Below are 12596 nucleotides of genomic sequence, written 5' to 3'. Positions count from 1 at the left end.
TTTCGCAGCCGGTCGAGGATCAGCCGCGGGTCAGCCGCAGGGTGATCAGCTCGAACGGGCGCAGCGACAGCCGGACCGCTCCGCCGTCCAGCGCGGGCGGCTCGGTGTCCGTGAGGGGCCGCTCCAGCAGGTCGGTGACGGCGAGCGCGGTGGCTCCGAAGCCGAGGCCGACCAGCGCCCTGGCCCGGCCGCCGGCCGACTCGTAGAGGCGTACGACCACATCGCCACTGCCGTCGTCGGCGAGCTTCACCGCGCTGACGACGACCGCGTCGTTGTCGACGGTCACCAGCGGGGCCACCTCGGCGTCCGTGCCGGTGATCCGGCGCTCGGGCAGATTGACGCGGTAGCCCTCGCGGACCGCGTCACCGATGCCCGCGCCCGGGACCAGGGAGTGCCGGAAGCGGTGAACGCCCTGGTCGGTCTCCGGGTCGGGGAAGCGCGGGGCGCGCAGCAGCGAGACCCGGACGGTGGTGGTCGTGCCGGCGTCCGAGGCGCGGACGGTCCGGGTGACATCGTGGCCGTACGTCGAGTCGTTGACCAGGGCGACGCCCCAGCCGGGCTCCTCCAGGTGGACGAATCGGTGGTTGCACGCCTCGAACTTGGCCGCCTCCCAGCTGGTGTTGGTGTGCGTGGCGCGGAAGACATGGCCGAACTGGGTCTCGGAGGCGTACCGCTCGGCGTGGATGTCCAGCGGGAAGGCCGCCTTGAGGAACTTCTCGGTCTCGTGCCAGTCGACCTCGGTGTCGATGTCGAGCCGCTTGGCGCCCGGAGCGAGCGTCAGCAGCTGGGTGACCTTCGACGAGCCGAAGGTGCGGACGATACGGACGCCGCCCTCCACCGGGGTGAGTTCGTCCAGGTCCGTGAGGTCGGTGACGGTGTTGCGGTAGAACTCGTCCACGTCCCAGGCGTCCCACTGGTTGGGGAAGTCGGGGTGGATCTGGAGCAGGTTGGCGGCGGCGCCGGGGGCGACGGTCTCGCGCTCGGCGCTGATGTCGTACGCGGAGACGACCAGCCCGCGGCCGTCGATGCCGATCTCCAGCAGGCCGTTGCCGAGCACGTACCCGCCGCCCTCGCGCGGCGACAGCTCCACCCCGGCGCCGGTGGCGGCCGGTCCGGCTGCGCCCGCCGCGACTCCGCCGCGCGCGTGCGGGGCGGAGTTGAAGAGCAGGTCGGTGCCGCCGGCCGGGTCGCCGGCCAGGGCGCGCTGCGCGTCACCGATGACGGTGTTCAGCTCGGCGGCGACGCGCTCGTAGGTCTTCGCCGCCTCGCGGTGCACCCAGGCGATCGACGAGCCGGGCAGGATGTCGTGGAACTGGTGCAGCAGCACCGTCTTCCAGATCCGGTCCAGCTCCTCGTACGGATACGGCGCGCCGGCCCGTACGGCGGCGGTGGCGGCCCACAGTTCGGCCTCGCGCAGCAGGTGCTCGCTGCGCCGGTTGCCCTGCTTGGTCTTGGCCTGGCTGGTGAGGGTGGCGCGGTGCAGCTCCAGATACAGCTCACCGACCCAGACCGGCGGGTTGGCGTACTCCGCCTCGGCCTTGGCGAAGAACTCCGCGGGCGCCTCCCACTCGACGGTGGCGGAGCCTTCGAGGCTCTTCAGCCGGGCCGCCTTGGCGATCATCTCGCGGGTCGTACCGCCGCCGCCGTCGCCCCAGCCGGTCGGGGCGAGCGAGTGGCGGGCGACGCCCTTCTCCTTGAAGTTCTTGGCGGCGTGCGCGATCTGCTCGCCGGTCATGGAGCAGTTGTAGGTGTCGACGGGCGGGAAGTGGGTGAAGATCCGGGTGCCGTCGATGCCTTCCCAGTTGAAGGTGTGGTGCGGGAACTTGTTGATCGTGGACCAGGAGATCTTCTGGGTGAGCAGCCACTTGGAGCCGGCGGCCTTGATGATCTGCGGCAGTCCGGCGGCGAAGCCGAAGGTGTCGGGCAGCCAGGCCTCGTCGTTCTCGATGCCGAACTCGTCGAGGAAGAAGCGCTTGCCGTGGACGAACTGGCGGGCCATCGCCTCGGAGCCGGGCATGTTGGTGTCGGACTCGACCCACATGCCGCCGGCCGGGACGAACCGGCCGTCCGCGACGGCCTTCTTGACCTTGGCGTAGACCTCGGGGCGGTGCTCCTTGATCCACGCGAACTGCTGCGCCTGCGACATCGCGAAGACGAACTCGGGCTCGTCCTCAAGCAGCGCCGTCATGTTCGCCGTCGTACGGGCGACCTTGCGGACCGTCTCGCGCAGCGGCCAGAGCCAGGCGGAGTCGATGTGGGCGTGTCCGACGGCGCTGAGGCGGTGGGCGGTGGCGGGCGCGGGCGTCGCGAGCACCCCGGCGAGCCGCTCCCGGGCCACGGCGGCGGTGCCGTTCACGTCCTGGAGGTCGATCGCGTCGAGCGCGTGGCCGATGGCGCGCAGGATCTCCCAGCGGCGGGCGCCGTCCAGGGGCAGTTCGGCCATCAGCTCGCCGAGCACCTCGAAGTCCTGGATCAGCTCCCAGACGGTCCGGTCGAAGACCGCGAGGTCCATCCGGGCCAGGGTGTACTGCGGCTCGCTGCCGGCCGTCTCCTTGTCACCGAGCTGGGTGGGCAGGAAGGGGTGGTAGTCGAGGATGACGGGGTTGGACGCGGCCTCGATGTGCAGCAGCACCTCTTCGCCGCCGGCGACGGGCGCGCCGATCCGTACCCACTGGTTGCGCGGGTTGAGGCCCTTCACCGGGGTGCCGTCGGGCCGGTAGACCAGGCCCTCGCACTGGAAGCCGGGCATGTTCTCGTCGAAGCCGAGGTCGAGGATCGCCTCGACGGTGCGGCCCGCCCACTTCTCGGGGACGGTGCCGGAGACCCGGAACCAGCTGGTGCCCCAGGGAGCCCCCCACCGGTCGCCGACCGCGACCGGCTCGACGGGACCCGCGAGGCCCTCCTCGACGGGGACGGGTTCGCCGGGCGCGTTCCAGACGGCGATGTCCAGCGGCACGGATTCGGGGTAGACGGCGGGCCGGACGCGCTCGTCGAGAACACGCTTGAGGCGGCCCTCGATGAGGCTGCGGTCATCGTGCATGCGGGGTGCTCCTGAGGTGCGGTGGTACGTATGGGTACGGTCTGGTGCGCTGCCGCGCGGTCGTGTCGGACTACCTGACCTCGTCCGGGTGGACGACTTCGGTGATACCACGGGCCGCCAGGTGGTCCCGGTCCCCGGCCCGGCTCGCGAGAACCGCGGTGGGGCGGACGCCGGCCTCGGTGAGCCGGGCGAACGCCTCGAAGAACGCGCCGCCGGGCGCGCAGGTGGACCGGGCGGGCCCGGTGCCGTAACCGCCGCCGTCGCCTCCGTCCGCAGCGTCACGTTCGCTGTCGCTGTCGCCGTCACCGATGTCGACGGCGAGGGCGGTGGTGCGGGGCGCGGGCGCGTACGTCCTGCCCCGCCACTCCTCGACGGTCCTGGCGAGCGCCTCGCCGGCCGGTTTGACCTTGCGGTCGTTGGTGAGGAGCCCGAGGCCGTACTCCAGCTCGGGAAAGTCCGCGAGGGAGCGCGACACGTCGTGCGAGCACCACCAGGTGACGCCCCAGACATCGGCGCAGTCCAGCGCGTTCGCGACCGTCGCGGTGGTGAACTCTGCGGCGTGCTCGGCGGGGATCAGCGGCGCGGGCGCGCCGACCTCCTGGAGCCAGACCGGGCGGTGCGGATCGCGCGCCCACGCCTTGGACAGCTCGATCAGATACGCGGCGTGGTGCTCGGTGGCCGTGCCGGTACGGCCGTGGCGCTGGGCGGTGCCGTTGAACACCCAGGAGTGCACGGCGGTCACGGCGCCGAGCCGAGCCGAGTGCGCGGGGGTGAAGGGGTGGTCGTCCTGGTACCAGGCGGCGTCGTACTCGGCGTGCAGATGGAGCTTGCCGGGCGCGCCCTCCTCGCAGGCGTCCAGCAGCCGCCGGAGCCAGCTGCCGGCCTGTGCGGGGGTGATCGGGTCGGGGTCGGGGTGCGGGGGTCCCGAGAACTGGTTGATCTCGTTGCCGATGGTCATGCCGAGGAAGTTCGGCCGGTCCGCGAGCGCGGCGGCGAGCGTACGGAGGTACTCGGCCTGCCCGGAGACGACATCGTTGTCAGTGAACAGGTTCCGCCGGTGCCAGGTCTGTGTCCAGGCCGGCAGGAAGTCGAAGCTGGAGAGATGGCCCTGGAGTCCGTCGACATTGACGTCGAGCCCGCGTTCCGCGGCGGCGTCCGCGAGCTGGACGAGCTGCTCGACGGCGCGCGGCCGGATCAGGGTGCGGTTGGGCTGGAAGAGCGGCCAGAGCGGGAAGACGCGGATGTGGTCGAGGCCGAGCGCCGCGATGGAGTCCAGATCGGCGCGTACGGCGTCCAGGTCGAAGTCCAGCCAGTGGTGGAACCAGCCCTGGCTGGGCGTGTAGTTGACGCCGAAGCGCGGCGTGGAGGGGCTCATACGGTCAGCGGTGTCCTGATTCATTCTCGCGTGCGGTGACGGAACGGGAGGTCAGCCCTTGACGGCGCCCTCGCCGACGCCCCGGAAGAAGTAGCGCTGGAGGCAGGCGAAGAGCGCGATGAGCGGCAGTACGGCGATCATCGTCCCGGCGGCGACAAGCCGCGAGTCGTTGGAGAACGTGCCGTGCAGATAGTTCAGGCCGATGGTCAGTGTGAAGTTCTCCGGGTCGCTGAGGACGATCAGCGGCCACAGGAAGTCGTCCCAGGCGCCCATGAAGGAGAAGATCGCGACCACCGCGACGGTTCCCTTGACGGCGGGCAGGGAGATGCGCAGGAACCGCTGCCAGACATTGGCGCCGTCGACGAACGCCGCCTCCTCCACCTCGTTGGGGAGGTTCAGGAACGCGTTGCGCATCAGCATGACGTTCATCGCGCCGATGGAGGCGGGCAGCAGTACCCCGACCAGGGTGTTGTTCAGGCCGAGTTGGCGCATGGTGATGAACTGCGCGATGAAGATCGTCTCGACCGGCACCAGCATCGCGAGGATGAACGCGAGGGTGGCGGCCCGCTTTCCCCGGTAGCGCAGCCGGGCGAGCGCGTAGCCGGCCAGGGCCGCGCCGACGCAGTTGGTGATCACATTGGCCGAGGCCACCTTGATCGAGTTGAACGCGTACTCCCAGACCGGGATGGTGTCGGCGACCCGGGTGTAGTTGTGCAGCGTCGGCTCGCTCGGGAAGAAGCTCGGCGGGGAGCTGTAGATGTCCTCGTGCGGGCCCTTCAGCGAGGTGGAGAGCTGCCAGAGGAACGGCCCGACCAGTACGGCGAGCGCGACGAGCAGCAGGCCGTAGCGGAGGAAGAGCTGCGCGGGCGGCACCCGCCGGCCGTCGGCGTCGGTGATCCTGGGGAAGCTCACGCGTCCTCCTTGCGGTCGAACCGGAGCACGAGCAGCATCAGGACGACGGTGACGGCGAAGACCACGACCGAGATGGCCGAGGCGTAGCCGACCCGGCCGGTCAGTCCGCCGCCGACCCGCTGGATGAGCATGACCAGGGTGGTGTCCTCCCCTGCGGGGCCGCCGGTGGGTCCTGCGATCAGATAGACCTCGGAGAACACCTTGAAGGCGAAGACCGAGGAGAGCGCCCCGACGAGGACCATCGTCGTACGGACCGCGGGGACGGTCACGGTGACGAAGCGGCGTATCGCGCCCGCGCCGTCCACGGCCGCCGCCTCGTGCAGTTCGCGCGGTACGTTGGCGAGGGCGGCCAGATAGATGACCATGTAGTAGCCGAGGCCCTTCCAGACCGTGACGGCCATCGCGCTCAGCAGCAGGAGCCACTGGTCGCTGAGAAAGCCGATCTTGCCGATTCCCACCGTCTCCAGCAGGGAGTTGATCAGGCCGCGGTCGTCGAGCATCCACACCCAGATCAGCCCGACCACGACGACCGAGGCGACGACGGGGGTGTAGAACGCGGACCGGAAGAACGTCATTCCGGGCAGCTGGCGCTCGACGAGCAGGGCCAGCAGGAGCGGCAGCAGCACCAGGGCGGGCACCACGCCCACCATGTAGAGCGTGCTGTTGCGCAGCCCGATCCAGAACATGTCGTCGTGGAGCAGCTCGCGGTAGTTCGCGAGGCCGACGTATTCGCCCGGGCGCAGCGCCTGCTTGCTGGTGAAGGAGTGGTAGAGCGTGGTGAGGAAGGGATAGAGGCTGAAGGTGCCGACCACCAGCAGCCCAGGGGCCACGAACAGCCAGGGGCTGCTGGGGAGTTGGCGCCTGATACGGCCGGCTTCCCCGGTTCGGGCGGTGGGGGTGGGGGACCCGCCGCGGGGCCCACGGCCGCCAGGGCCTGAGCCCTGGCGCGTGGGCCCCGCCACCGCGGGATCCGGGGGGAACGCCCTGGGGGCGGTGGAACTCGTCATGGTGCGGGGGCTCGGCTCTCAGCTCTGCTTGAGCAGCTTGTTGCAGGCTTCAACGGCCTGGTCGAGCGCTGCCTGGGGGGACTGCTTGCCCTGGAGCGCCTTGGCGACGTTGTTGCGCAGCTCGGTCTTCATCTGCTCGCTGAACAGGACGGGGGTGTAGTTGACCGCCTTCTTGAGGGACTTGGCGGCGGCGATGCGGACGCGGGTCTCGTCGGTCCCGTCCTCCTTGTTGAAGTACGGGTCGTCGAGGGAGCCCGCGGTGCTGGGGAAGATCGCGACCTTCTTGGCGAAGGACATCTGGCGCGTCGGGTCGGTGACGTAGTGGGCGAAGGCCACCGCGGCGGGCTTCAGCTTGGTCTTGGAGTTGACCATGACGCCCATGACGTACATGTTCACCTTGCCGGTGCTGGTGATCTGGTCGGTGATCCCGATGTTCTTGTAGAGGTTCGGGGCGTCCTTCTTGAAGGTCTCCAGGTCGTGCGCGCTGCCCGGGTTCATCGCGATGGCCTCGGTGAGGAACTTCGTTCCCGTGGTCTCGGGGGTCGCGGTGAGCGCCTGCGGGTCGAGCGCCTTCTTGTCGAACAGCTCCTTGTAGCGGGTGAGCATGGCGACGCCCTTGGCGTCGTTGAACGTGAAGGCGTCGCCTTCCTTGTTCATCAGCTCGGCGCCGTAGCGACCGAAGTCCTCGATGGTGGGGACCTGGCCGAGCGTGGCGACCTTGCCGCCGGTCTGCTCGGCGATCTTCAGGCCCTGGTCGAAGAGCTCGTCGTAGGTCTTCGGGGGGTTCTCGGGGTCGAGACCGGCGTCCTTGAGGAGGCGCTTGTTGTAGAACATCGGGCCGGTGTTCAGGTACCACGGGAAGCCGTAGGTGCCCTCAAGACCGGGTATCTGGTGGCTCTTCCACGCGCCGTCCAGGTACTCCTTGCGGTACGAGGCGGCCGTCTTGTCCTTGTCGAGGTCCAGCGCGAGCCCGGCCTTGGCGAGCGGCGCCACCAGGTCGGGGGCGATGTTGACGACGTCGGGCAGGGTGCCGCCCGCCGCGTCGGCGCTGAGGGACTCCGAGTACCCCTCGGCGGGCCGGTCCACCCACTTCACCGTGGTGCCGGGGTTCTCCTTCTCGAAGTCCTTGATGACTCCGTTGAAGTAGTCCTTGAAGTTGGCCTGGAGGTTCCAGGTCTGGAAGGTGATCTTGCCCTTGATGTCGCCGGAGGCGTCGGACGAGTCACTGTCCGATCCGCCGCCGCAGGCGCTGAGCGGCAGGACGGTGGCCAGCACAGTGGCTGCGGCGACTGCTCTTCGGGAGATACGCACGGTGAACGGCTCCTTGTGCTCTATCAGGCGTGCGGGCGGTTGGGCCGGAGCGCGCGCCTCCGGCTGCTTATGCCCAGCAGACCTTGCAATGTGGTGGGTTGAAAGTCAACAGATTCGGCGGGCCGGATCCTGGGGGCTCGGTTTAGCCACAGGTCAGGCCCTGTTCTCTGTTTTTTTGCAATGCCGACCTAATGCGCTTTAGGATGGAGCAGCTCAAGCGCTTTAGTCCGGAGTCCACTTGACTCGTCCGGTACGTACGAGAGGGACCCGGATGACAGCCGACCGGCCGACGAGGACCGGACGTTCCGGCGCGCGCCGCCCGACGATGAAGGACATCGCCCAGCGGGCCGGGGTATCGGAGAGCGCGGTGTCCTTCGCGCTCAACGACCGCCCCGGAGTCTCCGAGGTGACCCGGGACCGGGTCCGCAGAGTCGCCGAACAGCTGGGCTGGCGGCCCAGCACGGCGGCCCGCGCGCTCTCGGGCGAGGGCTCCGCCACAGTGGGTCTGGTGCTCGCCAGACCCGCGGCGACCCTCGGCGTCGACTCGTTCTTTCTGCAACTGATCTCCGGCATCCAGGAGATCCTGTCAGAACGTCAACTCGGTCTGCTCTTCCAGGTGGTGGAAGATGTGCACGCCGAGTGCGCGGTCTACCGCAGATGGTGGGCGGAACACCGGGTCGACGGGGTGCTCGTGGTGGACCCCAGGACGGCCGATCCACGCCCCGGACTCCTCGATGAGCTGGGACTTCCCGCTGTTGTCATCGGCGCGCTGCCCGGTGACGACGGCCCGGCACCCCACCCCGGGCTCTCCCAGGTACGGGCCGACGACGCGGGCGCGATGGCCGCGATCGTCGGCCGGCTGCACGGTCTCGGCCACCGCAGGATCGCCCATATCGCGGGACTGCCCTCGCTCGCGCACACCGAGCGGCGCATCCGGTCACTGCGGATCGAGGCCGAGCGGTACGGACTCGCCGAGGCGCGGTCGCTGCCGACCGACTACTCCGACACCCAGGGCGCCGAGGTGACCCGCCGGGTACTGGCGGAGCCCCGTCCGCCGACCGCGCTGATCTACGACAACGACGTGATGGCCGCGGCGGGGGCCGCCGTGACGACCGGGCTCGGGTTCGGGGTGCCGGAGGACGTCTCGATCGTCTCGTGGGAGGACTCCGCGCTGTGCGGGCTGGTCCGCCCGTGGCTGACGGCGCTCTCCCGGGACCCGGTCGCGTTCGGCCGGATCGCCGCCGGGGAGCTGGCCGCGCTGCTCGACGGCGGCGCGGCCCGCACCGTCCACGTACCGCTGCCGACTCTGATCGAACGTCAGAGCACGGCGGCGGCCCGGGACTGAGACCGACTACCTACGGAACCGCAGGCCGAGGCGCCTGCCGCGCACCGGTTCCGCGGGCTCGGGCGCGGTGGCCGTCGCGGTCGTCGCGGACGCGGACGCGGCCACGGTCGCCGCGGCGGCCACCGGCTCGGGATCCGGGTCACGGTCGGGCCCCGGCCCCGACGGGCCGGCGGCACGGAGCCGGGACGCCGACTCGTCGGCGCGGGCGGCCTCGGCCCGGATCATGGCGTTGAGCGCGGCGAAGAGGTCAATGGGCATGACGGTGTCCTCACTTCGAGCGGGAAAGGTGCTGTCACGGCTGCTTGAACGGGTCCTGACGGACCTGTCAGCAGCGCAGCACCACGCGGCGTGAGGAACCCGGTACGCGCGGGGCTCCGGCCCGGCCGCACCGCTCGGTGTACGGGACGGCCGGCTCGTCGTACGAACCGAGCGGGGCCGGCGGCTCCAGCCGGGCCCTGGCCGGCCGCTGCACCGTGGCTGGGGTGACGTGTTCGGGCTCGGTGGTGTCCTGCTGCACCTCGCCCGTGCCGTCGCCCGAGGGGTCCCGGGAGCCCGGGACGGGCGGCGGATCCACGCTTCCCTTGGCCACCGCGCCCGGTTCGAGCCCCGTGCCCAGCAGGGCGGCCAGCGCCAGCAGGAGGATCAGCGCACCCCGGCGCACGGCGCGTGCCCGGGCCGCCGCGGCGGCGGCGGTACGCGGGACAGCGGGTGCGGTGCGGTGCATGGCACGACCTCCTGGACATGCCTCACCTGCCCAGCCCCACCCGTCCCCCGTCCTGCTACCGCCGGAAACAGCCCGCACGGGGGACGGGAGTTACGCCGGGCCCGGCTCGTCCTCGGCGGTTCGTGCCACCGTAGACCGCGTATGCGACCCGGTCCCGGGCACCGGTACGGGGACCTCGGGCCCCTCGGCCGCCGCGGTCGCGCCCGCCGCGCCCAGCGGCACCTGCGGGCCGCTCCCCTCGCGCAGCCAGCGCCTGAGCACCCCGTGCACCTGTTCCGCGCCGGTGAGCCGGCCGCCTTCCGGCACCGGCTCGGAGAGCGTCAGCGGCGACAGCAGGAACGGCCGCGACTGCTCGCCGCCGAGCCCGCCGTGCGAGCCGATCTGCTCCTCGAAGGCGTGCACCCGGCCCGTCGCCGGTTCGTACATCGAGTTGACCATGATGTCCGCGACATGCGGGAAGCCGTCGGTGCGCCGGACGGCGTCGGCCGCGCCCGGCCCCATGGCGGCGAGCGGTCCGTCGTCCGTCAGCGCGGCCACCGGCACCTCGGCGCCGTCCGGGCCGAGCACCACGGAACCGTGCTCCTCGCTCCGTACGAGCAGGAAGCCGATGCCCGGGTGGTTGGCCAGGGTGCGCAGCAGCGCGGGGTGGCGGCGGTCGATCTGCTCGCGGCTCATCCGCTCGGGCACATCGGGGAAGGAGATCAGGGCGAGGTTCCCGGAGGCGAGTACGACCGGGTCCGAGCCGCGCGCGGGCTCCTCCTCGCCGGCGCCCTCCGGGTCGGGCCTGTGCAGCGCGCCGAGGACCGCGTGGCGGGCGGCGTCGCGCGCCTCGGCACCGCTCTTCGTCCGCCGTACCCGGCGCGGTACGGGCAGTCCGCAGCCCGCGCGGACCAGATCCCGCAGGGTGAGCCCGTACGCGGCCTCGAAGGTCTCGCCGGGGCTCTGCCCGTGGTCGGAGAGGAGCACGATCCGGTAGGGCCGGGGGGCGTGCTCGGCGGCCTTGGCTATCAGGCCGACCGAGCGGTCGAGCCGGGCCAGCACCTGGAACGCGTCGCGGCTGTGCGGCCCCGAGTGGTGGGCCACCTCGTCGTAGGCGACGAGATCGGCGTAGACGGCGGTGCGGCCGGCCAGCATGTCGCCGATGACCGCCGTGACCACCACGTCCCGCTCGACGACGGTCGCGAAGGCCCGGATGAACGGATAGAGCCCGCCGCGCCCCACCCGGGGCCGGTCGCCGCGCAGCCGCGCCCGGGTGGACTGGCCGATCTCGCGGCCGACGTCGGCGGCGAAGGAGACGACCGTACGGACGGCGTTGGCCGGGTCCGAGAAGTACGCGAAGTACCCGGCGCGCGAGCGGTTGGCCCGGCCGCGCCGGGCGGCGATCGACAGCACCAGGGCGAGCTGGTCGGCGCCGCCGCTGAAGAGGTTGCCGCGGCTGGCGCCGTCGAGGGTGAGGAGCCCGCCGTCACCGGTCCGCGCGATGGCCCTGCGCTGGAGTTCGGCCGCGCTCGCGGGCCGGTTGCTGACCATGATCCGGCCGGTGTCCTTCTCGTACCAGCGGAACGCGGGGACATCGTGGTTGGAGCCGTGCAGGATGCCGAGCTGGCTGGCGCCGGTCTGGCTGGACCAGTCGGTGTGCCAGGGCGTGAGCCGGTGGGTGGCCGGGCGCTCGGGGCGCCGGTCGGGGCGCCGGGCGCGGGGCACCGGGGCGGGGCTCTCGCCGAGCCAGCCGGCGATGTGCGGCACCACGCCGTCGGCGACGGCGTCCAGCAGCGTCCGGTGGCCGACCCCGTCGAGCTGGAGGAAGACCGTACCGGGCGGCCCGCCGTGCCGGCCGTCCTCGCCGCTCCTGCGCCGCCGCCGGTCGGCCAGGCGCGAGAGCCGGCGCCGGTAGGCGTTGTCGTCGCCGACCGCGAGCGCGGTGGAGGTCGCGGAGGCGACGGCGGACATCACGGCGGCGACCACCACCGCGGTCTGCGGGTCGGCCGCGCCCCGGCCGTCGGGGATCAGCCGGAGCGCGATCAGCAGCAGCGAGCCGTTGAGGAAGAAGACCAGCAGCCCGAGGACGAGCGCGGGCACCAGCAGCAGCGCCCGGACGAGTACGGGCCAGACCAGTGCGCTCAGCAGCCCGAACGCGCCCGCGCCCCACGCGGCGGTCAGCGCGGTCCTGGTGAGGCTGTCGCCGTCGTCGGACTGGAGGTGGAAGTCGGGCAGAATCCCGGCGAGCAGCAGCATGGTGAGCGTGGACGCCGCCCACACGGTGATCACACGCAGCAGGGCGCTGCCCGTCGTCCGCCATCGCCCCTCGAACACGTTCCCCGTCACCTCACGTCAGGACCCGTACGGCTGCACGGGCTCCGCACCAGCCTCGCACAGCGCGGCGGGGGCGCCCGGGTACGGGCCGGGGGACCTCCGGCTCATCGGGCTCAAGCAGGCTCAAACGGGCTCAGCGGCTCCGGTAGCCGGCCGTCGGCATCGAGAGCCGGCGGTGCACCTCGGCCTTCATGGCCGCGTCGTAGCGCGGTTCGTCCAGGCCGACGGTCTCCAGCCGTACCCCCCGGCGCGCGCACTCCGCCGCGAAGGCGTCGGCCGAGGTGAACGCGCGCTCCAGCACCCGGTCCCCCGCGGCGACGAACACGTCCACCAGCCCGGCCTCGACATCGAGCCAGAGCCCGCGGTGGTCGGGGCGCAGCCGGTAGAGGAGCAGCTGACGGGTGACGGCGTACCCCCGGTCCTCGGCCCAGCGGGCGCACATGGCGTGCTGGCCCCGGGTGTCCACGAGGAAGGGGTCGCTGTCGAGTTCCTCCAGCGGGGTGTGGCTGGCGATCACGGCCACCCGTACCTCCGCCGACGCCTCCCAGCCCGTACCGGTCCTCACGTTT

10 protein-coding genes are annotated in these 12596 nt (G+C 71.6%); 1 reads left to right on the top strand and 9 read right to left on the bottom strand.

Features of this window, described 5'->3' with window-relative positions:
* Positions 1 to 19: 19 nt before the first annotated feature.
* The 5 genes from AB0389_RS10705 to AB0389_RS10685 all read right to left on the bottom strand — a co-directional run bounded on the left by AB0389_RS10705 (position 20) and on the right by AB0389_RS10685 (position 7645).
* Positions 20 to 3040: a glycoside hydrolase family 38 C-terminal domain-containing protein gene (locus AB0389_RS10705; protein WP_366394973.1), complete on the bottom strand. Its 3021-nt coding sequence runs from the start codon at positions 3038 to 3040 to the stop codon at positions 20 to 22.
* Positions 3041 to 3110: 70 nt separating this feature from the next.
* Complete coding sequence (locus tag AB0389_RS10700) at positions 3111 to 4415, bottom strand: glycosyl hydrolase (protein WP_366394972.1); 1305 nt, start codon at positions 4413 to 4415, stop codon at positions 3111 to 3113.
* Between the two features lie 51 nt (positions 4416 to 4466).
* Positions 4467 to 5327 (bottom strand): carbohydrate ABC transporter permease, encoded by an 861-nt coding sequence (locus AB0389_RS10695; protein WP_366394971.1) that lies wholly within the window; start codon positions 5325 to 5327, stop codon positions 4467 to 4469.
* Positions 5324 to 6334, bottom strand: a complete 1011-nt coding sequence (locus tag AB0389_RS10690) for a sugar ABC transporter permease (protein WP_366394970.1) — start codon at positions 6332 to 6334, stop codon at positions 5324 to 5326. The genes AB0389_RS10695 and AB0389_RS10690 overlap by 4 nt, the downstream gene beginning before the upstream one ends.
* Before the next feature lie 18 nt (positions 6335 to 6352).
* A complete protein-coding gene (locus tag AB0389_RS10685) occupies positions 6353 to 7645 on the bottom strand; it encodes a sugar ABC transporter substrate-binding protein (RefSeq protein ID WP_366394969.1) in 1293 nt (430 codons plus the stop codon).
* A gap of 325 nt (positions 7646 to 7970) precedes the next feature.
* On the opposite strand from AB0389_RS10685, the gene AB0389_RS10680 reads away from it, so the two are divergent.
* Positions 7971 to 8990: a LacI family DNA-binding transcriptional regulator gene (locus AB0389_RS10680; RefSeq protein WP_366395099.1), complete on the top strand. Its 1020-nt coding sequence runs from the start codon at positions 7971 to 7973 to the stop codon at positions 8988 to 8990.
* Positions 8991 to 8996: 6 nt separating this feature from the next.
* On the opposite strand, the gene AB0389_RS10675 is transcribed toward AB0389_RS10680, so the two are convergent.
* From AB0389_RS10675 to AB0389_RS10660, 4 genes are all read right to left on the bottom strand, one after another.
* Positions 8997 to 9248 (bottom strand): hypothetical protein, encoded by a 252-nt coding sequence (locus AB0389_RS10675; protein WP_366394968.1) that lies wholly within the window; start codon positions 9246 to 9248, stop codon positions 8997 to 8999.
* A 67-nt stretch (positions 9249 to 9315) separates the two neighbouring features.
* On the bottom strand, positions 9316 to 9714 hold the full coding sequence (locus tag AB0389_RS10670; protein ID WP_366394967.1) for a hypothetical protein: 399 nt from the start codon (positions 9712 to 9714) through the stop codon (positions 9316 to 9318).
* Between the two features lie 90 nt (positions 9715 to 9804).
* Positions 9805 to 12027, bottom strand: coding sequence for a phage holin family protein (locus tag AB0389_RS10665; RefSeq protein ID WP_366394966.1), 2223 nt, complete (start codon positions 12025 to 12027; stop codon positions 9805 to 9807).
* 133 nt (positions 12028 to 12160) lie between these two features.
* The gene (locus AB0389_RS10660; protein ID WP_366394965.1) at positions 12161 to 12592 is read right to left on the bottom strand and encodes a hypothetical protein; all 432 of its coding nucleotides are present in this window, start codon (positions 12590 to 12592) and stop codon (positions 12161 to 12163) included.
* Positions 12593 to 12596 lie beyond the last annotated feature (4 nt).

The sequence above is a fragment of the Streptomyces sp. NPDC093109 genome (assembly GCF_040701725.1).
In the GTDB taxonomy this organism is placed as follows: domain Bacteria; phylum Actinomycetota; class Actinomycetes; order Streptomycetales; family Streptomycetaceae; genus Streptomyces.
This window is presented reverse-complemented; position numbering and strand designations above follow the sequence as displayed.

Coding starts and splice junctions, on each gene's coding strand:
- AB0389_RS10705 (WP_366394973.1), bottom strand. CDS start 3,040: ATGCACGATGACCGCAGCCTCATCGAGGGCCGCCTCAAGCGTGTTCTC.
- AB0389_RS10700 (WP_366394972.1), bottom strand. CDS start 4,415: ATGAGCCCCTCCACGCCGCGCTTCGGCGTCAACTACACGCCCAGCCAG.
- AB0389_RS10690 (WP_366394970.1), bottom strand. CDS start 6,334: ATGACGAGTTCCACCGCCCCCAGGGCGTTCCCCCCGGATCCCGCGGTG.
- AB0389_RS10680 (WP_366395099.1), top strand. CDS start 7,971: ATGAAGGACATCGCCCAGCGGGCCGGGGTATCGGAGAGCGCGGTGTCC.
- AB0389_RS10675 (WP_366394968.1), bottom strand. CDS start 9,248: ATGCCCATTGACCTCTTCGCCGCGCTCAACGCCATGATCCGGGCCGAG.
- AB0389_RS10670 (WP_366394967.1), bottom strand. CDS start 9,714: ATGCACCGCACCGCACCCGCTGTCCCGCGTACCGCCGCCGCCGCGGCG.